At 30.9% G+C, this 22,891-nt stretch carries 16 protein-coding genes, 1 tRNA gene and 12 pseudogenes; 22 read left to right on the forward strand and 7 right to left on the reverse strand.

Translation table 11 applies throughout. The features are described 5' to 3' along the window. Positions 1-93 precede the first annotated feature (93 nt). From OTBS_RS14655 to OTBS_RS08435, 5 genes and pseudogenes are all read left to right on the forward strand, one after another. On the forward strand, positions 94-618 hold the full coding sequence (locus tag OTBS_RS14655) for a hypothetical protein (protein ID WP_041621267.1): 525 nt from the start codon (positions 94-96) through the stop codon (positions 616-618). A gap of 355 nt (positions 619-973) precedes the next feature. After that, positions 974-1,636 (forward strand): DnaA N-terminal domain-containing protein, encoded by a 663-nt coding sequence (locus tag OTBS_RS14660; RefSeq protein ID WP_232488988.1) that lies wholly within the window; start codon positions 974-976, stop codon positions 1,634-1,636. Between the two features lie 75 nt (positions 1,637-1,711). Further along, positions 1,712-3,094: pseudogene (locus OTBS_RS08425) on the forward strand (replicative DNA helicase). A gap of 233 nt (positions 3,095-3,327) precedes the next feature. After that, positions 3,328-3,543: pseudogene (locus tag OTBS_RS08430) on the forward strand (bifunctional (p)ppGpp synthetase/guanosine-3',5'-bis(diphosphate) 3'-pyrophosphohydrolase); the annotation flags it as partial. Positions 3,544-3,625: 82 nt separating this feature from the next. Then, positions 3,626-4,129 (forward strand): annotated as a pseudogene (locus tag OTBS_RS08435) (hypothetical protein). Positions 4,130-4,132: 3 nt separating this feature from the next. On the opposite strand, the pseudogene OTBS_RS08440 reads toward OTBS_RS08435, so the two are convergent. Next, positions 4,133-4,946, reverse strand: a pseudogene (locus tag OTBS_RS08440) (DNA adenine methylase). 352 nt (positions 4,947-5,298) lie between these two features. On the opposite strand from OTBS_RS08440, the pseudogene OTBS_RS08445 reads away from it, so the two are divergent. Beyond that, positions 5,299-5,596, forward strand: a pseudogene (locus OTBS_RS08445) (sensor histidine kinase); the annotation flags it as partial. Positions 5,597-5,615: 19 nt separating this feature from the next. Here the strand turns inward: OTBS_RS08445 and OTBS_RS13155 are convergent. From OTBS_RS13155 to OTBS_RS08465, 4 genes and pseudogenes are all read right to left on the reverse strand, one after another. After that, positions 5,616-6,439, reverse strand: a protein-coding gene (locus OTBS_RS13155; RefSeq protein ID WP_157866275.1) for an IS5-like element ISOt6 family transposase whose coding sequence is annotated in 2 segments (ribosomal slippage) — positions 5,616-6,052 and positions 6,052-6,439 — 825 coding nt in all. Because the reading frame shifts where the segments join, the coding sequence is not laid out codon by codon here. Between the two features lie 227 nt (positions 6,440-6,666). Next, a pseudogene (locus OTBS_RS17725) lies at positions 6,667-7,350 on the reverse strand (tetratricopeptide repeat protein); the annotation flags it as partial. An 18-nt stretch (positions 7,351-7,368) separates the two neighbouring features. Next, positions 7,369-7,563, reverse strand: coding sequence for a tetratricopeptide repeat protein (locus OTBS_RS14665; protein WP_050897486.1), 195 nt, complete (start codon positions 7,561-7,563; stop codon positions 7,369-7,371). A 324-nt stretch (positions 7,564-7,887) separates the two neighbouring features. Further along, positions 7,888-8,343 (reverse strand): annotated as a pseudogene (locus OTBS_RS08465) (conjugal transfer protein TraD). Between the two features lie 293 nt (positions 8,344-8,636). Here OTBS_RS08465 and OTBS_RS18560 point away from each other — a divergent pair. The 5 genes and pseudogenes from OTBS_RS18560 (at position 8,637) to OTBS_RS08495 (ending at position 14,013) form a co-directional block, all read left to right on the forward strand. Continuing rightward, a pseudogene (locus tag OTBS_RS18560) lies at positions 8,637-11,110 on the forward strand (AAA family ATPase). Between the two features lie 181 nt (positions 11,111-11,291). Continuing rightward, positions 11,292-11,555: a hypothetical protein gene (locus OTBS_RS08475; protein ID WP_041621343.1), complete on the forward strand. Its 264-nt coding sequence runs from the start codon at positions 11,292-11,294 to the stop codon at positions 11,553-11,555. Then, positions 11,545-11,970 carry a hypothetical protein gene (locus OTBS_RS08480; RefSeq protein ID WP_157866447.1) on the forward strand — a complete coding sequence of 142 codons (426 nt, stop codon included), beginning with the start codon at positions 11,545-11,547 and terminating at the stop codon, positions 11,968-11,970. The genes OTBS_RS08475 and OTBS_RS08480 overlap by 11 nt, the downstream gene beginning before the upstream one ends. Positions 11,971-11,995: 25 nt before the next feature. After that, a pseudogene (locus OTBS_RS18565) lies at positions 11,996-13,092 on the forward strand (toprim domain-containing protein). Continuing rightward, positions 13,077-14,013, forward strand: a pseudogene (locus tag OTBS_RS08495) (Rpn family recombination-promoting nuclease/putative transposase). Before OTBS_RS18565 ends, OTBS_RS08495 begins: the two co-directional pseudogenes overlap by 16 nt. Before the next feature lie 511 nt (positions 14,014-14,524). Here the strand turns inward: OTBS_RS08495 and ndk are convergent. Further along, on the reverse strand, positions 14,525-14,950 hold the full coding sequence (ndk, locus tag OTBS_RS08500) for a nucleoside-diphosphate kinase (protein WP_011945084.1): 426 nt from the start codon (positions 14,948-14,950) through the stop codon (positions 14,525-14,527). A gap of 752 nt (positions 14,951-15,702) precedes the next feature. Beyond that, positions 15,703-15,795, reverse strand: a tRNA-Ser gene (locus OTBS_RS08505). A 1,081-nt stretch (positions 15,796-16,876) separates the two neighbouring features. Between OTBS_RS08505 and OTBS_RS18570 the strand changes: the two genes are divergently transcribed. The 11 genes and pseudogenes from OTBS_RS18570 to OTBS_RS08555 form a co-directional block, all read left to right on the forward strand. Then, a complete protein-coding gene (locus tag OTBS_RS18570; RefSeq protein ID WP_041621268.1) occupies positions 16,877-17,278 on the forward strand; it encodes a hypothetical protein in 402 nt (133 codons plus the stop codon). Positions 17,279-17,292: 14 nt separating this feature from the next. Further along, positions 17,293-17,541 carry a DnaA N-terminal domain-containing protein gene (locus tag OTBS_RS18575; protein WP_232488979.1) on the forward strand — a complete coding sequence of 83 codons (249 nt, stop codon included), beginning with the start codon at positions 17,293-17,295 and terminating at the stop codon, positions 17,539-17,541. 75 nt (positions 17,542-17,616) lie between these two features. Beyond that, positions 17,617-17,991: pseudogene (locus tag OTBS_RS08520) on the forward strand (DnaB-like helicase N-terminal domain-containing protein); the annotation flags it as partial. A gap of 438 nt (positions 17,992-18,429) precedes the next feature. Further along, positions 18,430-18,582, forward strand: a complete 153-nt coding sequence (locus tag OTBS_RS17115; protein WP_232488819.1) for a hypothetical protein — start codon at positions 18,430-18,432, stop codon at positions 18,580-18,582. Between the two features lie 122 nt (positions 18,583-18,704). Beyond that, the gene (locus tag OTBS_RS17125; RefSeq protein WP_050897479.1) at positions 18,705-19,715 is read left to right on the forward strand and encodes a tyrosine-type recombinase/integrase; all 1,011 of its coding nucleotides are present in this window, start codon (positions 18,705-18,707) and stop codon (positions 19,713-19,715) included. A 91-nt stretch (positions 19,716-19,806) separates the two neighbouring features. Next, entirely contained in the window at positions 19,807-20,142 is a 336-nt protein-coding gene (locus OTBS_RS08530; protein ID WP_011944246.1) for a hypothetical protein, read from the forward strand. A 26-nt stretch (positions 20,143-20,168) separates the two neighbouring features. Then, the gene (locus OTBS_RS08535) at positions 20,169-20,693 is read left to right on the forward strand and encodes a type IV conjugative transfer system protein TraE (RefSeq protein ID WP_232489023.1); all 525 of its coding nucleotides are present in this window, start codon (positions 20,169-20,171) and stop codon (positions 20,691-20,693) included. Next, on the forward strand, positions 20,690-21,091 hold the full coding sequence (locus tag OTBS_RS08540; protein WP_011944247.1) for a hypothetical protein: 402 nt from the start codon (positions 20,690-20,692) through the stop codon (positions 21,089-21,091). The genes OTBS_RS08535 and OTBS_RS08540 overlap by 4 nt, the downstream gene beginning before the upstream one ends. 111 nt (positions 21,092-21,202) lie before the next feature. Next, positions 21,203-21,667: a TrbI/VirB10 family protein gene (locus tag OTBS_RS08545; protein WP_011944248.1), complete on the forward strand. Its 465-nt coding sequence runs from the start codon at positions 21,203-21,205 to the stop codon at positions 21,665-21,667. Next, positions 21,667-21,957: a hypothetical protein gene (locus tag OTBS_RS08550; RefSeq protein ID WP_011944249.1), complete on the forward strand. Its 291-nt coding sequence runs from the start codon at positions 21,667-21,669 to the stop codon at positions 21,955-21,957. Before OTBS_RS08545 ends, OTBS_RS08550 begins: the two co-directional genes overlap by 1 nt. A gap of 52 nt (positions 21,958-22,009) precedes the next feature. Then, positions 22,010-22,833 (forward strand): annotated as a pseudogene (locus OTBS_RS08555) (TraU family protein); the annotation flags it as partial. Between the last annotated feature and the right edge of the window lie 58 nt (positions 22,834-22,891).

Genomic DNA, 22,891 nt, shown 5'->3' on the forward strand with positions numbered 1-22,891 from the left:
TCAACCTATTTTCAACCTTTTGAACAAAAATTTGACTGTAATTTTATAAAAAAATTATTTTCTAAAACACCTACTATAGCTGTATTTTTGGAGATGAAAAATGCGCCCTGTAGTAATAGTTGTAATATTATTAAAAATAATAGTAACAATAATGACACAATATTTTATAACTTTATTGGAAATATCATTCCACCAGAATGGAGAAAGCTAAGTGGAGATAATGGAAAAGCATTAAGTAAAACATCTAAACAGCTTTTATCATTCATAGTATTTAGACTACATATCTATTACAACAAAGATATAGATGAATTACAGGAAAGTTATCAACTTTATGAAGATAAGCTGAATGTTGGTCAAAGAAGAGTTAGGCAATGCTTAGTAGAATTAAGAGATGCAGGTTTTATTGAAGTTGAAAATAGGACAATAATTAAAGACAATGTTAAGTTACGTAATGTTCCTTGCATAAAAATTCTGAAAAATTTTCAGCACTATAGTGAAAAAGGAAAAGAAGAAAATATAGCCTTACCAGAAAAAAAATTTCGTCCCAACATGAAAGAAATTTCAGGTCAACCTGAAACTTTTTTCAGGGACATATATAGATATATAAAAAAAATCTAAAATATCTAGATCTACTGAAGGTGAGTTAGTAGAGAATAACAAAAATGAAAATGAAGAACAAAATTTTCAAAATGTTGATGATTTTGAAAATGATATACGGACTTCAACTAAAAATCGCAATAAAGACATTGAATCACTAATAACAAAGATTCTCAAGTCTTCGAATGGTAAAAAAGAATGGTTCAAAAGGTACAAGCTAGAAGAATTTTACCCACTAACCCCAGAAGATGCAGTTACACTGCAACACAAGTCTGATAGAGCTTTTAACATATACTTTATCAACAAATTACTATTAAAGCTAGCAGATCAATATTCGAATTATCATTTTGGCTGTAAGGCATCAGTTCTAAACTATATGGCAAAAGCGTTAGCGAATGAATTACGAAATACTGATCAGGCAAATAGTGGCAACTTTAAGTTTGATAACGTAGAAAAATTTAATAAGGAAAAATATCTTTCTCAAATTGAAACAAGCACAAATCTTAGTAAGGAAAGCCAGTTGAAGCATAAAATTGCTGGTTCTTTTGAACCAGATATGGCTTATAAAATTTTGACTTCTTGTAGTTTTGGGCCAGCAGTTCGAACTAGGTTTTTTGTTAAGTTGCTTAAAAATATCACACTAACAGAATGTGATGAATCAAAGATATTACAAGCTGTACAAGATGTATATGGATACGAAATTCAAGAATTGCAAGTTACACCATTTGAGCAACTCAAAACTGTTTCACAGAAACAAATCAATGAAGAAGAGTATCTCTTGAATCTCAGTAAACAACTAGACTCCAACTCAATTTGGTACAAAGTACGAGAATCTTTGATTAAAAGTTATGGTCAAGCTATCGATAAATCATGGTTTAGTCCATTGAAAGTTGCAAATGAAGATAATGTTAATAAAAAAATATTCATTAAAGCAAAAACAGAATTTGAAGATAGTTACATCAGAGGGAATTATCTGAAAGATTTTGAGTACGCTTTTAAAGCTCAAGGGTTTTCTTTTGAGTTAGTTAAGTTCGAATAATTTTAATAAAATTTAAAGAGTGATATGGAAAAAGATCTTGCAAAGATTGCTCCAAATAATATTTAAGCAGAGCAAATGATACTTGGGGCAATTCTGATTAACAATCGTGCGCTATATAACATTAACGAATTTTTACTGCCTGAACATTTTTATGAACCATTACATGGTAAAATATATAAGTCAATTAATCTCATTATTAGTAAAGGAATTAGTGCTACTGTAATTTCGCTCAAAAATATGCTAGGCAATGAACTCGCTTTTGAGGAAATAGGTGGAGTAGATTATCTAGCTAAACTTACAACTTTAGCATTAAGTATAGTTAATGTTAATGAATACGGCAAAATAGTATATGATCTCGCACTGCGGCGTTATTTAATTGAAATTGCAGAAAAAATAGCAACGAATGTATATTCTTCTACTTTAGCAGATACAGCTATCAGTAAGATCGAAACTGCTGAATCTCAATTATATGATCTAGCTTCAAGAGGAACTTTAAGTCAAGGATTTATAAAATTATAAACTTCAATTGAAGAATCATGGACATCAATTTCATCTGCTATTAAAAATAAAAACTCTATTAACGGTATTAGTAGTGGACTACCTGACCTTGATTCAAAGCTTGGAGGATTTAAAAATTCTGACCTAATAATATTAGCTGGCAGGCCCTCAATGGGTAAAACTGCTTTAGGAGTTAACTTAGCAATAAATGCTTGTAAATATTTTCTTACTCAAAAAAATACTAAAGATAATGTACCATCAGTTGGCTTCTTTTCTTTAGAAATGTCATCTCAGCAAATCTCTACTCGAATTCTTTCTATAGAATCTGAAATTAATAGCTCTGCATTATTTAACGGTAAAATAGGTGAACAAGATGTTGATAAGTTAAAGACTGTACAAAATGAAATACAAAAGTGGAATTTTTTTATAGATGATGCTCCTGCAATCTCAATATCAGCAATTAGATCACGAGCTCGTAGACTTAAACGCACTCATAATTTAGCAATATTATTTATTGATTATTTGCAGTTAATTAAGATTGATTCAAATAGAAGTCAATATAATAGAGTAAATGAAATTTCTGAAATTACTCAAAGCCTAAAAGCACTTGCAAAAGAACTTAATATTCCAATAATTGCATTATCACAATTATCTAGAGCTGTTGAACAAAGGCCTGATAAAAAGCCGTTGCTATCAGATCTAAGAGAATCAGGCTCCATTGAACAGGATGCAGATATTGTAATGCTCATATATAGAGAGGAATATTACTTATCTAGATCAGAGCCAGCTCCTGGAACGCCAGAATATACGGAATGGATTGCTAAACAAGATAGATGTCATAATACTGCTGAAATAATTGTTGCTAAACACCGTAATGGGCCAGTTGGTACAGTGAAGTTACACTATACTAATCAGTATTCTAAATTTGGCAATATTGTTAAAAACTCTCAGCAAGGTTAATAAACACTAGATTATGCATAAATGAAAAAATGCTGGTCCAAAAAAAAAATTACAGCAAAATTTTACTCATTAACACCAGAGATATACAACTTAAGGTTAGTTTTAGCATCGTGATAACTGAATCAAAAATTTTATAATTTAATTTGCTTCTTTTCCAGTTTTTATCTGGGATTGGAGTATACAAAAAGTTTGAATTATGGTATAATTTATTAATAACCATTTAGAGATGGAAAATGATAGATTTTTATAGTGAGAGCTTAATAAATAAGCTGCTCAGAACCAACGTAAGATTTAACACCAAAATTGATCTTGATAAAGTTGAAAGAGCAATACTTTACGCTAAAAAATATCATGGCCAGCAAAAGAGAGATACTGGAGAACTATACTATACACATCCATTGAAAGTAGCTCACATGGTATCAGACCACAGCTTTGAAACAGATACAATAGATTAATTCTAGGAAATAGAATTGACAAAAAGTATAATTAACATTAACTGTATAAAAAATATTAAATTAGATAGATACTGCTATGAGTATTTTGAAATCACTTTTACAACCGTGTTATGCTGTTATATTAGCATTCGTTGTATTATCTTCACCATCGATATGTACAGCGAATAATAATGTAAACTTCAATACTTCTAAAGTTAGTATTGATACTTCACAATTCTATATAAAATTTTCAACTGGTATTGCTACTAACTACGATACATTAGAAGCTGGAATTGGTTATAGATTAGATCGTCACAGAATGGATGTAAGATTAGGATTTATGTGTCATCACAACTGTAGAGATAACTTTGTTCAAGGAAATTATTATTACAATATAATTGAAGGTAACAAAGCATCAATTTTTGTTACAGGTGGCCTAGTATCAGTTCTCGCGTGTTGCAGTGGTACTGGTATAGATTTGTGAGTTGGCACAACAATAAACTTATCAAGAGATGCATATTTAGATATTGAATGCTCCACAATAGCTAACTATAGACCACTTCCTATTCATATACGTGTTGGATGGCGGGTTCACATTTAATAACTAGCAAGTTTTATAGTTAGTAATGATTAGCTCATTAACGAGATTGCGTTTTTGATTGATTGAGTATGTAACTCCAATATGAGTAATGAAGAAGTCTTTGTATAAGTCTTTAATGAAGGTAGTGTTATTATTTGAAAGCATAATTTTAACACCTTTATTGTTTAGTTCATATACAAAATCTCGTAGTCTGATTTGCTCTTTTTCATCAAATGGAACTCTAGTGTAGAAACGTTCTCCTGATTGGTGGTAAGGCGGATCAAGATAAACGAAGTCACCTTTTTTAGGCTCTATAAATGAAAAATCTCTAGCATAAATTGATACACCAGCCAGAAGGTTACTACATTTGTTTATTCTAGAGCAAATATGAAGCTTAAGATATCACTTATCAGAAAATGTTTGAGCGGATGTGCCGTCTCTGTTTAGCCTATAAATTCCCCTAAAGGAATATTTATTAAGATATATAAATTTTGCAGTAATATCGTTAGGATCATTACTATAATAATTGTCCCTTATTTTATAGTAATAATTTTCAGAATGGTTTTTGTGATATAGATTTAGTAATCTATTAACCTCATTTGGATTCTTTTTTACAGCGTTATAACTAGTAATTAAGTTTGAGATTAATATCAGACAAAAAACATTGTTTAAACAGATGCCTAACTTGAAAAAATAAAGCCCCACCTCCAAGGAATGGTTCATAGTAATTATAGTATGGCCCTGAAGGAAGATGCTTTATTAGTTTAGCAACAATTCTCCTTTTGCCTCCAACCCAGTGAAGAAAAGGCTTTGGTTCATTAGAAATTGCTATTGACACAAGAATTTTTGATTAATTAAATCTCTACTATGAATTATAGTAGAAAATAAGCCTTAAAGCCAGTAATAATAACTGCTGCAGAGCTTTTTTTATAAATCTTTTTTGAATGATGTTTTTGAAGCTAGAGATACAATGTGATAATTTCGCATCTATTTTAAAAAAGATGAAAAAATCTTTCATAATTATGACAAAAAGTCATGTACTGACAAAAAATGAAATGATACTGTATACCTGATGTTATCTGAGATTCAAGATTTAGATAATATTCTGATAGAGATTAAAACTTAAACCGCAAAATTTTCTTTTTAATCTCTAGGAAGCAATTTAACAACTTAAATAGCAGGGTAATTCTATGCCTATAGAAGACGAAGGTCAAAACAAAATCAATAAATTAACTGAAAAATTATCTACAGAGGGAATTAATAGCACAACAATAAAACAGATAGATTCTGAAATGCAAAAACTATACTGTCAGCTGGAAAAATCTGGGCAAGTAAGCATAAATTTCATAGATTGGATACAATATTTTAGGCTAATAGTAAATAACTACGACAGAAAAAAAGTAAATATAATAGCTTCTTCTAAATGGAATGATTTTTTTATTTAGACAATACATAGCATCAACAAATATAAGGATTGAAACATTTAATAGACCTCTTTCGAAACTGGTTAAGGTAGTTCAAAATTATAAATGCCAGAGATCAAATTAAATCTAAGACCGAATCTTTTACGTCTATTTCGATATTTGTCAGCAATAATTTTGAACCGTTTTAGCATACCAATAACGTTTTCATTGACAACTCTTTCTCCTGCTAACCTACGATTATTCTTTTTATCATTTTTAGTTAAAGGATTTTTCTTGCTTTTTTTCTTTGGTAATGCAGAATTATTGTGAATTTTTTGTATACCTTGATATCCTATATCAGTAATCGCTTTAATCTTAGGATGGATAAGAATTTTGGATTCCTTAAATAATCTAAAGTCATGTTTTTTACCGTTAGAAAAATCTGTACATATTACTTGGTGTGTTTTCTTGTCTACCACTATTTGAGTCTTTAGTGTATGCCTTTTCTTCTTTCCTGAATAATAGAATTTTTGTTTTTTTTGGGTCTTTCTATTGGACTCTCAGTAGCATCAATCAAGACTACTTCATAATTCATATCGCTATTCATTAGAGCTTTACGACCTGGAAGAGCAAAGTTTGGGTGTTTAACTAAGGTGTCTTCTACCCATTTTACAGCTTTATATGCTGAACTTTCACTAATCCCATAGTTCTGACCTATATGAAAATAAGTACGGTATTCTCTAAGGTATTCTAAGGCCATCAATAACTGTTCCTCCAAATTGAGCTTATTTTTACGCCCTCCTTTTGATTTCTTAACACCATCAGCTTTCCTCAAAATATCCACCATCTTTGAGAATGTTCCCTTCCTTACTACTGTTAATCGACGAAATTTTTCATCCTTTAACTCTTTAATCTGATCTAATTTCATTATTACTTCAAATCAGATCTTTATAACACCATTTTACATCATTGTATAGTTTCGAAAGAAGTCTAATGAAGTTTGCGTATAAAATATCCTGTTAGTAAATCTTATGATGCTATTGTCGCTTTTTTTATGCTCAAACCTCATTGTAAATAACTATAGTTTATAATTCTAGAATAATAAAACATTCTTAGCTTATGAACATCTGATTCTCTGTGCCTTGATTCTAAAAATTAATCAGTTATGATGCGGAGATTGCTTTTTTTAATTTTTTTTGTAAGTTCATTTGCTAACTGGTATGCGTATACATTATCAGAATCATATTTGATAGCCAGGCTACAACTTTCAATTGCTTCTTGATGTCGCCCCAATTCATTCAAAGCAATTCCTTTATTATAGTAAGCCTCTGGAAAATCTGGTTGATACTTAATAGCCAAATCAAAATTCTCTATTACCTCTTGATATTGTTCTAGTATACATAAAGCAGATCCTTTATTATTGTAAGAGCCTGCGTAATTTGTGCTGTATCGAATAGCTTGATCATAATTGTTAATTGCTTCTAGTAGCTTTCCAAGATTTTTCAAAGCATTTCCTTTAGCATGATAAGCTTCTATCAAATCTGGTTTATACTTAATAGCTATATCATAATTTTCAATTGCCTCTTGATTGCGCCCTAATTCCTTTAAAGACGCTCCTTTATTAACATAAGCTTCTACAAAATCTGGTTTATACTTAATAGCTACATCATAATTTTTTATTGCTTCTTGATATTGCCCTAGTTCGTATAAAGAAGTTCCTTTACCAATATAATAGTCTGCATCATTTGGATTGTATTGAATAGCTGTATCATAATTCTTTATTGCCTCTTGATATTGTCCTAGTTCGTATAAAGAAATTCCTTTAGCATAATAAGTTTCTGAAAAATCAGGTTTATATCAAATAGTAGTATCAAAAGTTTCTATTGCTTTTTGATGTTGCCATAATGCCTTTAAAGCCATTCCTTTATTAATATAAGCTTCTATACAATCTGGATTACACTTAATAGCTATATCAAAATTCTTTATTGCTTTTTGATATTTTCTTAACTGAAAAAATGAATTCCCTTTATTAAAATATTTGTCTGCTAGCATATCTTTACCCTAAATTGAATACTGTTATATGAGCAGATTATTTTGATGCAATAGATGTAACTGTATTAATAATACTGTCATATATTTCATATGATTTATAAAAATTCCCCTTTAAATTTTTGATTAGCTATGATAATTGCTAAATCAAATGTGCTGTTATCAAATTTTCTTTTTTACAGCCTTATTTTTAACACTATCAGAAATTTCATCAAAATTCTTTATTTTTTTTTATTATTACCATCAGTTATGTTACTCTGGAATTCTTACTCTATATTTTCTATCAGTAGTGATATTGCTAGCTGCGCATATAGTTTGAACTATTATCTAAGACACAAGCTCAAGTTTATACTGAACATTGAGAAGGCCATTCTTTAAGGCCTCAATGTCCTTAACATTGCCGCACCATTCTTGACGAAAACTGTTCCATTTTAAGCCATGAAGGCGAATGTGGTGCTTAGTGTTTTCGTCTGGTTCAGAGGAAAATTTTAAAATCACAGCAGCTTTATTTTGCTGTTCTTTATCAAAAATATCTTTACCGATTGTAGTCCAATGATTCTGAACATTTGGATGTTGTGTTAAAGTTTCTTTTAGTGAAACCAATCGCACCAAATAAAGTGTTTGCTGATAAGTGATCAAGCTTAGCCTTAGCGACTAGTCCACCCATTTCGATAAGACGTCGAGTACGCATTTTACGTTCTTTGATTTTGAGGTTAACCTCATCCATGATTAGCTTAGCTTTTTTTGTTGGAGAGTAATTTTTTGCTGCATAAGATTTGCCATGTTAGTAATTCAGAAAGATAAAAAAATCAGGCAAGAATATATCAAAATAAAATTCCAGTAAAGAAAAAAACCGCACCTGCCAAACCAACATCAAATAATTATAGTCAAAAAAACGTGAATTCAGGTTAGAAGCTTCATTAAAGAATAAGCTTATACGCAATATGTAAACTTGAAAGTTTACTGCTAAAAAATGAGCACTCATTAGCCGATTGAGTGTTAAAAAAAAGAAGTTTGTGCTAGCAAAATCAAAAAAACCATGCTAACTTAAAACTCAGGTGAGAATTGGTGTTGAGATGGCTATACAGTTTGCAATGATTGAATTTTTAAGTAGAAGTAAAGGAGGAGATAGTTGTTGTAAGGCAGCGTATAATGCAAGAACTATTGTTAAAAATGAGCAGACAAATATAAGGTATAACTTCTCTTATAAGAAAGATAACGTATATCATACAGTACTGATACCAGATTATGTAAATCAAAAATTCAAGAATGTCCAAAGATTAATGAATGAGGTGGAACAAACAGAAAAACGAAGAAACAGTAAGTTGTTGAAGGATATCGTAATAGCACTGCCAGACGATAAGGAATTGAATTTAGAAGATAGAATAAAGATTACACATGAAATAGTTGATGCAATGGAATGGGTGCAAAATGGTCTTGGAGTACAGATAGACATTCATAAGCTTCATAGAGGAGATAAAAACTGGCATGCGCATATATTGGTTACTACAAGAAGATTAAAGAGAATGGCGAAGAATTAGGTGGTAAAGCTGTTGACTTGGAGCCTAAATTCAGAACATCAAAAGGTAAGGCATTTATTATTCTAGAAGCTGAGATGATTCATGAAAAAGTGAAGGAAATAATTAATGCATATTTTGCTAAATTAGGCTTAACAAATAGAGTTGATAAGATAAGTGCAGTACCGCAAGAGCATATTGGCCCTACTAGAATTAGGGGTTTAATTAATGAAGTTGCAAATGAAAATGAGTTACGTAAAGAGGCTAATTTAAAAATTATTAAGGATGTTGATGTAATAACGGATGCTATAACACATTACAAATCTATTTTTACTAAGCAGGATATTGAAAAAGCAGTAAAAGATATACCAGACCTAACAGAAAGGGGAATGTTAGTTCAGCAAGTGTTCAGTTCAAATAGAATACTAGAGTTATATCATGATGATGGTGAAAGTAGCAAATATTTTACTACAACTGATGTTAGAGACGAGGAAGTAAGAATAATAAGAATAGCTAATAAAATCAATAATCAAGTTTATTACAACGATATTTACAATCTTAAAAGTGATATAGAAGGTCTAGCAAATGTTAGTGAAGAACAGAAACAAGCTCTAAGGCATATTTTGCTTAGCACTAGTGGAGTTAGAGTACTAAGAGGAAGAGCTGGAACAGGTAAATCCACTGTTTTAGCAAAAGCATATAAAATTGCAACAAATCGTGGACAAAATGTTATTGGACTTGCTCCTACTCATAAAGCGGTATCAGAGCTGAGGAGCAAAGGTTATAAGGAAGTCTATACAGTAAAAGGATTTTTGTATAATCGAAAAAAAATTTTTATGCAAAATAGGTTAATAGTAGTAGATGAAGCTGGAATGGTTGCTACTAGAGAATATGCAGAGCTGTTTAGAGTAGTTAGAAACAATAATTGTCAACTGATACTTGCTGGAGATGAAAAGCAGTTAGCTTCAATAGAAAGAGGCGGAATGTTTGAGATGCTGAGTAATATTTTCAGTTCACATGTTTTAGTGAATATTCGAAGACAAAGTGAAAACTGGAGCAGAGAAGCAGCAACAAAGTTTGCTGAGAGTAATATTTTAAGCGGTATAACATTACTGAGACAAAATAAATGTATTAAGTTTGATAATACGTTGCAGGACTCAATGAGTAAGTTAAGATACAACTGGAGTCTAAGCAAGTTTAAGCTACATGAAAAATTGGTAATTACAGTACGTAATAAAGAGGTAGACATTCTTAATTCAAGTATTAGATCTTTGTTAAAAGCTAATGGCACGCTACAAGGCACAGAATATAGGCGTTCAATAGCTGGAAGGAAAGAGTCCTACATGGCTGGAGATCGAATTGTATTTCAAAAAAGCGATAAGGATTTACAAATACAAAATAGTGAATTTGCAACTTTAACTTCGGTTAATAAAAATGAATTTGTAGCTAAGACAGATGCAGGACAAGATGTGAGTTTTGACCCAAGCAAAATACAATTTAAACATGGTTATGCAAGTACTGTTTATAAGGCCCAGGGAGCTTCTATAAAAGATGTATACATTCTTCATAACTGAGTTGGTAATATAAGCAGCTCATACGTAGCCATGACAAGGCATATAGAACAGTTAAAGTTATATTGTAATAAAGAAGCTACTAGCAGTTTTAACAGCTTAGTATATCAGCTCAGCAGACCAAATGATAAATCAGCTAGCATAAACTTAAAAACTAATGAAGATTTAAATAAAGAAAATCCAACTATTTTAACTAAAATTGGTTGTTGGTTTAAGTCTATAGTAACTGATGTAGGAGACAGATTTCATAAAAACGCTAAATATTATCAGTACGATAAAAAACCAGAGCAATTAGCTGACATTAAGATCGAACAACCTAATATAGTTAATGATATAAGAAAATCAGAAATAAGTCCAAATAATGAATTAAAGGCTACAAAGACCGCAAACGATATTTCAACTACAGAAAAACTCAACACAAAGCCTGAACAACAAAATCCAAGAGTTAGTATTCGAAGGTAAAATGAGCTGCATAGAGCAGCTCAAGGATAATAAAGATATGAATTTACTAAGTAGAATGTGAAAGTTATGAAACTTAGAAAGATTCGTTAACAGAAATACTATCTCAACAATCACTCAGCAAAAATATTATACCATTTAAACGGTAAAAATACAAATAAATTTAGCGAAGGTGAGGTTCTGTATGACTGATAAAATCAATAATTCAAACAATCATAATTTAATGGAAGAATTGAGAAATAAAATAGCTTCTCATGCAGAAACCATAGCCTGTGATTTGCTTGGAGAGCCTAATAAACATTTCTCTAGACGTGGAGAAATACGTTGGGGAGATACAGGGAAAATTGTCGTCAATACTAGTGGCAAGCATGCTGGAAAATGGTATGACTTTAGTTCTGGCGAAGGTGGAGATTTATTTGACTTAGCCAGAAAAGAACGTGGGCGGTGATTTTGTTAAAGCCAAGGAATATCTAACAAGCATGGTAGGAATAACAAGTTATAAGCAGAATTACCAACGTAAAGAAACCACTCAAAACGCTGCTCAAAATGAGCTAGCTAAAATTCGAAAAGTTCAATACTTTTATAATCAGTCTTCTCCATTATATTTTACTAATAATACTGAAGTTCAAATCGTAAAAAGATATCTTGAACAACATAGAAGAATTGATTGTTTTACAATGAATTCTGACTTGAGAGCAAGCGTAATTCTTGATAGAGAAACGAATGAAAATTATCCAGCATTTTCAGCATTTGCTAGAAATGCGAAAGGTGAAATTACTGGTGTACAAGTTGTATATTTGAATTCGCAAACGTGCGATAAGGCAGATATTTCAGTCCCTAGGCGAGCTTTTGGCAAAATTTAGCGAATCGTTTGTTAGAATTAGTACATTGGCACCACATGATTCGCCTATAACAATCATAACAGAAGGCGTTGAAACAGCTTTAAGTCTAAAACAAGCAGGAATTAATGGAAAAATTATCGCTGCTGTTGGTATACATAATTTCAAGAACTATCAACCATTTGAAGGAGAAAAAATAATCATAGCGGCAGATAATGATGGACAAAATTCTATAACAATGAATACTGTTGATAAAGCGAAAAAAACACTCGAAAATAGTGGAGCAAAGGTGTTAAAAGTGATGCCAACACAAGAAGGTGATTTCACGACCTATTACAAATTCATGGGGCTGAAGCTATTAGACAGATCATAATACCTGAAATTGCTAAACTTACTAAATTTAATGAAATACAAAGTGAATTAATAACGAATCAAAGTGAGGTTAAAGAATTATATGCAAAATCTTTACCCCTATACGACTATAACAAAAAGGAAAAAGCTAATGCGGAAGTAACAACAGTCAACAAATTTTTAGAAAATCATACAGAAATTTATAGTTCAAAAATCTTTGACAATCCTAATTTAAGAGCAAATATGGTTTTTGATGAAAAGACTCAAAAATCCTGGCCTGCACTCACTATTTTTGTTAAAAATGACAAAGATGAAATTACTGGAGCTAAGATATTAGCCTTGAATTCAAAAACATGTAATAAAGCGGATGCAGCTGAAAATTCTGTTGGTACAATTAGTGGATCATTTGTTGAAATTGCTCAACAAAATTCAGACTACTCTTCTATAACAATTCTTACAGAGAATATTGAAACTGCTCTAAGCATTAAACATGCTGGAGTCGAAGGAAAAATCTTATGTGCCATTGAAGCCCAAAATTTGCAAAACTATAATCCTGCCTCAAAAGAAAAGATCATTCTAGCAGTTAAAAATGACGTAAATACTGAAAAAGCAGAAAAAGTTTTAGATGATAAGGGAGCAACAGTCTGCACAGTCAAAAATGACTTCAATAATCTATTAAAAACTCAAGGGTTATATGCTGTTAGAAATATTATCAGCCATGAAATAAGAAAACTTACTGAAAAGAATGAATCCATACAAACTAATATACAACCAAGATTATGTCTGAAAATTTAAAACACGATGGGCTATTTAAAGATTTAATGAATGAACCAAAAGCAGCTCTGGATTTTATAAATGACTTTTTACCAAATGAAGTTAAAAACGTACTAGATTTAAATACTATAAAAGTTGAGCAAGAATCGTTTGTTGAAGCCAATCTACGCCGTAGTATGTGTGACGTACTATTTTCAGTTAAAACAAAAAATAATAATAATGCATTTATATATGTACTTATTGAGGCAGAATTAAGATCTGATTATTGGATTGCGTTCAAATTATGGCAATACACATTATCAATATTAAAAAGGCATAAAAAAGGACTTAAAAAGCGTAAAAAAGAACGTGGAAAATTACCAATTGTTGTACCAATTGTAGTATATCATGGAGCTGACCGATTTAATGCTACGAGAAGCTTATGGGAACTGTTTGATGATCCTAAATTAGCTAAAGGAGTTGATGAGCTCTGAATACTTATTAATCGATTGGCAAGCAATGCCAGATAGTGAAATAAAAAGAAAAGCAACTGCTGCACTAGTTCATTTTATGAAGTATATTCATAATCAACAGGATATAATAGAGCTATGGGCAAAATTTTTTAATACACTACACGAAATAGCACAAAAAGATAAAGAAAATGGCTTTCTTTACATAAAAGCGTTATTGCATTATACTATAAGTAAGGTTAGTAAAAATGAGCAACCTAGGTTAAAACAATTACTGGACGAAAATTTATCAATTGAGGATAGAAAAAGGATTATGGAAACAATTGCTGCACAATATATTGATGAAGGCATAGCTAAAGGCAGAGCTGAAGCTGCACAAGGGCTTGCAAGGAACTTATTAAACGCTGGCTTTTCAGTTGAATTTATTGCTGAAAATACTGGGTTATCAAACGAAGAAGTGGTTAATTTAAAAGTTAGCATGGATAATTCTTGAATTAATAATTCACTAACTTAAGTTTTTTGAGCAATTTATATTCACAAACCTGACTTCCAAGCCCCTTTATCAACTTTGGGTTGGTATGTATTTTTCAACCATCATCTTAACCTTTAGATTGAAAACTGACCCCCAATTTCCTGAATTTTTTCTACCTATTTTCTACCTTTCGCCTTAATTTTTTTTGTTATATTGATAAATATTACAAATATGTTTATAGTTAAAGTTGAAGATTAATTATAAATATTAATAAAAGTTAACATAAGTTAATAGTAGGTTCTATAAAGTGCAGAAGTTAACAAAAATTAACTTTTCTTTTTCCTTATATTTAATATGTCTTTGCACCTTTACCTATAGACATGTTATATATATATGTCATATCCTTATTTTAATCTAGTGTTTATATGCCCTTATTGATATTTTTTTATTTAGCCATATCACATTTTTACGTTTAACTTAGGCTAAACTACTATATTAATTATCAACATAACAATAACAAAAGCATTTAATTTTAAAGATATGCATATTCAATCAAGGCAAAGAAAAATTTTATTTCTATATCAGCATTTTCTAAGCTATCAGACCCATGAACTGTATTTTCATCGATACTTTTTGCGATGTCTCCTCTGATTGTTCCTTTTTTAGCATCGCATGGATTAGTAGCCCCTATGATTTCTCTGTATTTTTTTACAGCATTTAGGCCATATAATACTTGTACTACTACTGGACCAGACGTCATATTTTGCACTAAACTTTGATAATATGCTCTATCCTTATGTATTATGTAAAAATTTTCTGCTTGTACTTTAGTAAGCAAAAGAGTTTTTTGAGCTATAATTTTTAGTCCAGAATTTTCTATGTAGGTGTTAACTTTTCCAATGATGTTTCTTTTAATCACATCTGGTTTTAAAATTGAAAGAGTGTATTCCATGTTCATAAACTTTAATTTAACTAATATAATAATAGTAAGAGTGTTAGTAGTATATATTTTTGAGTGTTTAATTTCTAGTAATTATTTATTTAAATAACATCTTATGTTATAATATAGCTAAACTACAATAAAACAGTTATGTTATACTGTTGAGAATAAATGTTGGACTAAACGAAGAAAAGATAAAAACAGTTGATTTAAAGAATGGTGAAATATTTAGCTTTCTGGATTTTGATTTTATGCTAGTGAAAACTAAGCAATGTAAAACTGAAATTTAGAAAATGCCTAGAATGAGAGCACGAACTTATCTGCTAAAAAGACTAAAAGAAATATTTCGCAAGTTTATATCGCAACCAGTTGATATGGTAATATAGTCATTTACAATGATGTTTGAGCATAGAAAAAAGCCATAATAGATTCATGAAATTTACTAAATTAAGTAATTTGATTTCTAATTCACAGCTTCATATCAGCTCAGCGCAAAACTTTTCTATCAGATTTAAATCTGGAGAATAAGGTAGCAAAAAAATAACTTTATAAAACCAACATATTATATTAATTTTTATCGCTTCTTTCTATGCTCAAACATCGTTGTAAATGACTATAATAATGGACTTGGTAGAGAAGAAAGTAAGACGTCATCTAATGCAATCACTTAGACTATATATCTAAACTCTTGTATTCAAATATTGATTTTTATTCAACTCTTTAAGTTGAAAAGGTATATTATAAAGTATTAATAAATTATTCTTTAGATCTGGTGGAGAGAAAGGGATTCGAACCCTTGATACGATATTAAACCGTATAACGGTTTAGCAAACCGTCGCCTTAAGCCTCTCGGCCACCTCTCCATTTGATTTTAAAACTAACTTTAATCTTATAGCATTGTTTAGTTAAGATTTCTAGTTTTATTTTTATTGCTAACAACTAAACATTGTGTATTGAATATGTAAAATTGTAATAAAAATATATATCATAAATCAAAAAGGAAGTATAGTAGAGAAAAAATAAAATGAGTTTGATAGCGAAAATCGCCTAAATCACCTGCTATATCTGATTTTTAGAGGTTAGAAATGGCGCAAAAATTGCTAATAATAACAGTAGCAATAATGACACAATATTTTATAACTTTATTGGAAATATCATTCCACCAGAATGGAGAAAGCTAAGTGGAGATAATGGAAAAGCATTAAGTAAAACATCTAAACAGCTTTTATCATTCATAGTATTTAGACTACATATCTATTACAACAAAGATATAGATGAATTACAGGAAAGTTATCAGCTTTATGAAGATAAGCTGAATGTTGGTCAAAGAAGAGTTAGGCAATGCTTAGTAGAATTAAGAGATGCAGGTTTTATTGAAGTTGAAAATAGGACAATAATTAAAGACAATGTTAAGTTACGTAATGTTCCTTGCATAAAAATTCTGAAAAATTTTCAGCACTATAGTGAAAAAGGAAAAGAAGAAAATATAGCCTTACCAGAAAAAAAATTTCGTCCCAACATGAAAGAAATTTCAGGTCAACCTGAAACTTTTTTCAGGGACATATATAGATATATAAAAAAAATCTAAAATATCTAGATCTACTGAAGGTGAGTTAGTAGAGAATAACAAAAATGAAAATGAAGAACAAAATTTTCAAAATGTTGATGATTTTGAAAATGATATACGGACTTCAACTAAAAATCGCAATAAAGACATTGAATCACTAATAACAAAGATTCTCAAGTCTTCGAATGGTAAAAAAGAATGGTTCAAAAGGTACAGGCTAGAAGACTTTTACCCAACTAACACCAGAAGATGTAGTTACACTGCAACATAAGTCTGATAGAGGTTTTAACATATACTTTATCAACAAATTACTATTAAAGCTAGCAGATCAATATTCGAATTATCATTTTGGCGGTAAGGCATCAGTTCTAAACTATATGGCAAAAGCGTTAGCAAATGAATTACGAACTACTGATCAGGCAAATAGTGACAACTGTGGACTTGATAACGTAGAAAAATTTAATAAGGAAAAATATCTTGCGCAAATTGAAACAAGGACAAATCTTAGTAAGGAAAGCCAGTTGAAGCATAAAATTGCTGGTTCTTTTGAAGCAGCTATGGCTTATCAAATTTTGACTTCTTGTAGTTTTGGGCCAGCAGTTCGAACTAAGTTTTTTGTTAAGTTGCTTAAAAATATTACACTAACAGAATGTGATAGATCAAAGATATTACAAGCTGTACAAGATGTATATGGATACGACAAGAATTACAAGTTACACCATTTGAGCAACTCAAAACTGTTTCACAGAAACAAATCAATGAAGAAGAGTATCTCTTGAATCTGAGTAAACAATTGGACTCCAACTCAACTTGGTACAAAGTACGAAAATACATACTTCAACATTACAAATATGAGCAAGTTATTGATAAAATATGGTTTAGTAAATTAAAAGTTGTAAATGAAGATAATGTTAATAAAAAAATATTCATTAAAGCAAAAACAGAATTTGAAGATAGTTACATCAGAGGGAATTATCTGAAAGATTTTGAGTACGCTTTTAAAGCTCAAGGGTTTTCTTTTGAGTTAGTTAAGTTCGAATAATTTTAATAAAATTTAAAGAGTGATATGGAAAAAGATCTTGCAAAGATTGCTCCAAATAATATTTAAGCAGAGCAAATGATACTTGGGGCAATTCTGATTAACAATCGTGCGCTATATAACATTAACGAATTTTTACTGCCGGAACATTTTTATGAACCATTACATGGTAAAATATATAAGTCAATTAATCTCATTATTAGTAAAGGAATTAGTGCTACTGTAATTTCGCTCAAAAATATGCTAGGCAATGAACTCGCATTTGAGGAAATAGGTGGAGTAGATTATCTAGCTAAACTTACAACTTTAGCATTAAGTATAGTTAATGTTAATGAATACGGCAAAATAGTATATGATCTCGCACTGCGGCGTTATTTAATTGAAATTGCAGAAAAAATAGCAACGAATGCATATTCTTCTACTTTAGCAGATACAGCTATAAGTCAGATAGATGTATGGTTTAAGAAAAATTAACTAACTAGAAGAAATAAGTTAGATTAAGAGCTATTATGAGCTTTATAAGCTTTATAAAATCTGCTATGTAGTTTATTCTCGTTTGAGTTGATACATGAATTTAACTGTAGCTGTATTAATATTATTTGTCAATATGACAATAATATCTTGATGTTAATTGCGGAAATATAACGTAAATTTATGTCTAATATTTGGCTAGTTGAAGTGCTAATTTTTAATCCAGCAACTTGAATTTATAGTTGATAAGCTTAGAGTAACCTTCAATTGATAACGTCGCTTAAAAATATTTTTTATTTTTACAAAAGTATTTGCTATTCAATAAAAACCATACTACAGACTATAAGTTTAAGCTAATTTTAAAAATTAATAAGTTATTATTTAATTACTTCAATTTTAAATTAATGAAGGGTGATAAATATGCCAGTAAAAGTATTTAAATTTACACAAGCAGCATTAAATAAAATAAAAGTACCAACCAAAGAAGAAAAAATAATCAAGTTTAGAGATATAACACAAAGGAACTTACTGTTTATAATATCATATACTGGATTTAGAAGACTATATTTATGAATAAACATTAATGGCATGTATTATAAAAAATAAAAATAGGAGATTTTCCAGATCTAACGGTAGCAGAAGCTAGAAAAAAGATACAGCAGTTAAAAAGTGATATTGCTAAAGGAATAAATCCAATGGATGAAAGACGGAAGATAAATAAAGAAAGAAGAGAAAAAAGAGAGAAGAGGCTTAAATTAAAGAATGAACTAACATTCGGACAGGTGCATGTAAAATATACTGAATATAGTAGTCTTTATCATAAAAGTTGGAAAATAATGGCTCAAAGAGTAAAGAGATATCTAGAATCTTTATACAATACAAAGATATCTGAGATTACCAAAGAAGATATTCAGAAGCTTTTTGACGAAAAAACAGCAAAGAAACACTATGTAACAGCAAACAGTATTCTAAAACTGTTAAGCCCTATATTTAATAAGGCTATAGAGTGGGGATTATTAGAAAAGAATCCTGTATGTGGAATAAAAAGGCACAAGCAAGAATCAAGATCTAGATATGTAACAAATGAAGAAATGAGAAGACTTATGGCCGTGCTAAAAGAAAAGGGAAATAGTCAATTAACAGAATCGCAAAAGCGAGCAGAACGATCAGGAAAAATTTTTACATTTATAAGTTTATTCACTGCAGCACGTAAAAGTAATGTATCAGGAATGAGATGGGACGAGATAAGCCTTAGCGAAAAAATATGGTGTATACCAAAAACTAAGAGTAAAAATGGTAAAACTCTATATATAGGGTTAGCTGATAAATTAATAGAAGTATTGCAAACCAGAAAACTATGCTCAAAAAGTGAATGGGTATTGCCAAGTTCAGCAGACAATAGTAAACACATATCAAGTTCAACAATGCATCGAGCATGGGCTAAGATTCGAAAAAAAGCCGGAATACAGAATGTAACAATACATGATCTTAGAAGAACGTTTGCAACTTGGATGAAAAATAATGGTGAAACACTAGATACAATATCTCAAATATTAGGACATAGTAATACTAATATAACTAAAATTTATACTATACATAGTTTAGATAAGGCAACAATTGCTACAAATAAAGTTGTCGAAAATATGCTGAGTATATTCGGTACCAATGTTTGTTTGAACGAGATACTATCTGGAATAGTGCCATAATTAAGTTGCGGAGAAGAAAAATTGACAACAACTTAGCTAAGTAGTTACTCTACATTAGATTTTGTAAATTTTTGAAAATCGCAGTAGCAGAATGAGAAATCTCATGCTACAATTGAGGCTGAAGGTAATTATACAAAATCAAAAATTATGTTGGGCATTATCGAGGCCGTTGAAGTATATGGGTTTGAGCATTGACGAATGGGGAGTAGTGCTAGCTGGAGTAGCTCCAGGAATTGTACTACTAAACAGCAGGCATGCTAAATTAGGCCTAGCCTTTATGGTTGGAGGAATTGCTCTATGTTATTGCTTTAAGAAAATTAAGAAGGTATCTGAGAATTTTTTGCTAAAAAGTTTTTTAGTAGCTAAAGGTTTATTGCCAGCTCCATTAGGATATCCAAGGCTTTTGGGCAAAAAAGTTGGCAAGTAATGAATCATCTCTTTAAGTAAAATGCTATACAAGAGCTGGTTAAATATAATAAATGCTTACTTTCAGTAACTATATTGCTAGCTGCAGCTAATATAATTGCGATAATGGCTGCAATTACCAAAGAAGAAAAGTGGTTATTAATTCCAGCAATGGAGCCTGATCGTAAAATGATGGTTTCATCAAAAAATTACCATGAAACCTATTTAAAGGAATGGGCAATTTATGTAACGAAACTCTTATTTACTACTTCTCCAAATGAGGTAGAAAGACAAATAGCAGACATGAAAGTTGCATCTAGTAATACTGAATCTTTAAATAAATTTTTTCATGATCACTTGCAATTTGTTAAAGGCTCAAATGTGTCTTCAGTCTTTTTTCCGAAGAAGGTTGAAGTGATAAAGGATGGAGTATTAATTAGTGGAACGCTTCGTTATTGGTTTAGCGATAGTAAACATATAGCTGTCGATAAGACTTACCTTTTGACTTACAAGCGAAGTCCTAATTACCTTTTGTTGTTAACTGGCGTTAAAGAGAATGGAATAAAAAAATGAGTATTAGAATTTTGAGGTTTATGATAGGGTTTATTGCTTTAGTCAAGTTTAGTGATGTATATGCGGTAGAATATGAGTTAGAAGTTGATAATTTGCTGAAGCTTGAGATTTCTGATAGTGGGCCAACAAGAATTAATCTTAAAGATGAAAAAATCAATGATATTTTTATGTATCCTCAAAATGCAGCCGAAGTTGTAGTTCATGAGTCTGGATGTTTGTTTATTGCTCCACGAGAAGAAGAAAAGAAGCTTTATTTAACAGTAATAGGAGAACACAAAACAATTCAAGATTTAATGTTAACTTTTACTCCAAAAACTCCAAGCCATGTAACGCTTATTAATGCTGCTACAGAAGAAGCTGAAAAGGATAATTCAAAAGGAAAAATAAAATTAGCTTAAAATGCTAGTTTTTACTTTAAAGCTTGTTAAGCTCAGCATCAAGCATATTAAAACTGCTTCAAAGTAAAATTTCATTATGGAGATATTATTGAAAACAAGGCGGAAGGCTGGTTGATAGGTGAAGATGGACGTTCTGGAATTAAAGGAATCGTGGTAGATAAATCGTCTAACATAGCAAGCATGGCTGCATTAAATGGAGTATTTAGCAATATTGCTAAGTTTCTACAAGCTAAGGCTATTAAACCTGATATGCTACCAACTTTAAACCTAGTAGCTGGAGGTCATCAACAACAAGAGTTTCAGATTGGAGATGCGCTTCAGTCTGGAGCTTACTCTGGAGCTAGTAATGCTTTTGATAAGCTAGCTGATTTTGCTATAAAACAAGCTGATTCTATGAGCCCAGTCGTTCTTATTGCGTCAGGTAGAGTCATCGATGTTGTATTTAAAAAAGGTTTTGACTTACGTGAGCACAAGAAGAAGCCACATAATTTAACTTATTCACAATCAACTAACAATGAAAAAGTTAATTTGCATAATAAATTCGACCAATCACAAAAGTTAGAGGAGCATTTATAATGAAGTTTTTATTATTGCTATTGGGCTGTATGAGCCTAACAAGCTTCTTTTTCGAAAGTAATTTTGATTGTAAAATTCCTAAAGGGCAAAAATGTAAGTCTTTATATGAAATAAAGAAAATGGCTGCTCAAGGAGTTTTTGACCCTGATAATGTTGAGAAAGTTGAAACATCAAAAATTAAATCAAAAAGGCGTTGTGTTCTATACTGTAAGCGATCTAAAGCAGTTCAAGGTGTAGCTGTTGTTAACACTTCACCTAAAAAACCAAAAATGAGTGATATTGCAACTTAAAAATGATTTATGTGATAATATAGGTTAAATTACTATATCTCTGTACTTTACAAACACTTCAATGCCAGATACTAATGCTTCTGGTAGACTTATATGTCTTTGTCCTAAGCCAGGGATTCCAATACCTGTACCTGGTATATTCCGGTAGGATTTTGGGAGCCAGTACGCCTTGTAGATGTTACAAAGTCGCCAATGTGTATGGTAAGTCTTGGAGGTTTGTCATTTGGAAGTGCTACTCAAAAAGGCATGAAAGATGAGGCTGAAGGAAGTGCTTTTTATCACATTCATTGGTATGTCTATCCTGTGATTTATTGGCTGGAAATTTTGCTTGATTTTATTTGTCTGGAAATGGCTGCAGTCGATATAGCATATTTAACAGAGTTTGATCCATTATGGAGTGATGACGCTAAATCTGCGATTTTAAATCCAGAAACGCTGTTGTTTCAAAATGTAGCTGCTTATCAAGCATGTATAGCTGATTGCATGAGTTGCAGCGCTGGTTTATTAGCAAGTGATTATGCTTTTTGGTGTGCTGAATGTCAAGGAATGCTTTACCCTTTTACTGGAACAGCTGCGGCGCATAATGGTGGAGTTGGAACATCTGTATTAATGGTAAGTAAGTTTATGGCTAGAATGCATAGGCAACTGATGTTATGGGGATATTATGGTTATAAAGGCTTATGTGGCAAGTATCCCATGCCTATTATGAAGAAAAGTCAGTATCGACTACAAATGACTTATCCGATTCCAGAAACCAGATCCTGCAAGAGCATAGGCCAAACAGAAGCTACATGGCAGGCTGGAAGAGAATTTCCAGTTAATGGTGAAGATTTTGGTTACTTGATTTGGCGAAAAAGAGATTACTGTTTGCTTTGATAAGGGTTAGAGAGGAATATGGTTATACGAGTAATGATGTTGATGGTTTTATTATTTG

Origin of the sequence: Orientia tsutsugamushi str. Boryong, assembly GCF_000063545.1 — a bacterium.
Classification (GTDB): domain Bacteria; phylum Pseudomonadota; class Alphaproteobacteria; order Rickettsiales; family Rickettsiaceae; genus Orientia; species Orientia tsutsugamushi_C.

What these genes read in the sequence shown, in the direction of transcription:
- OTBS_RS14660 (WP_232488988.1), top strand. Translation starts at nt 974, where the DNA reads ATGGCAAAAGCGTTAGCGAATGAATTACGAAATACTGATCAGGCAAAT.
- OTBS_RS17115 (WP_232488819.1), top strand. Translation starts at nt 18,430, where the DNA reads ATGCCAGTAAAAGTATTTAAATTTACACAAGCAGCATTAAATAAAATA.
- OTBS_RS08475 (WP_041621343.1), top strand. Translation starts at nt 11,292, where the DNA reads ATGACTGATAAAATCAATAATTCAAACAATCATAATTTAATGGAAGAA.
- OTBS_RS14665 (WP_050897486.1), bottom strand. Translation starts at nt 7,563, where the DNA reads ATGCTAGCAGACAAATATTTTAATAAAGGGAATTCATTTTTTCAGTTA.
- OTBS_RS18570 (WP_041621268.1), top strand. Translation starts at nt 16,877, where the DNA reads ATGGCAAAAGCGTTAGCAAATGAATTACGAACTACTGATCAGGCAAAT.
- OTBS_RS14655 (WP_041621267.1), top strand. Translation starts at nt 94, where the DNA reads ATGAAAAATGCGCCCTGTAGTAATAGTTGTAATATTATTAAAAATAAT.
- OTBS_RS08540 (WP_011944247.1), top strand. Translation starts at nt 20,690, where the DNA reads ATGAGTATTAGAATTTTGAGGTTTATGATAGGGTTTATTGCTTTAGTC.
- OTBS_RS08530 (WP_011944246.1), top strand. Translation starts at nt 19,807, where the DNA reads ATGAGAAATCTCATGCTACAATTGAGGCTGAAGGTAATTATACAAAAT.
- ndk (WP_011945084.1), bottom strand. Translation starts at nt 14,950, where the DNA reads ATGAACATGGAATACACTCTTTCAATTTTAAAACCAGATGTGATTAAA.
- OTBS_RS17125 (WP_050897479.1), top strand. Translation starts at nt 18,705, where the DNA reads ATGGATGAAAGACGGAAGATAAATAAAGAAAGAAGAGAAAAAAGAGAG.
- OTBS_RS08550 (WP_011944249.1), top strand. Translation starts at nt 21,667, where the DNA reads ATGAAGTTTTTATTATTGCTATTGGGCTGTATGAGCCTAACAAGCTTC.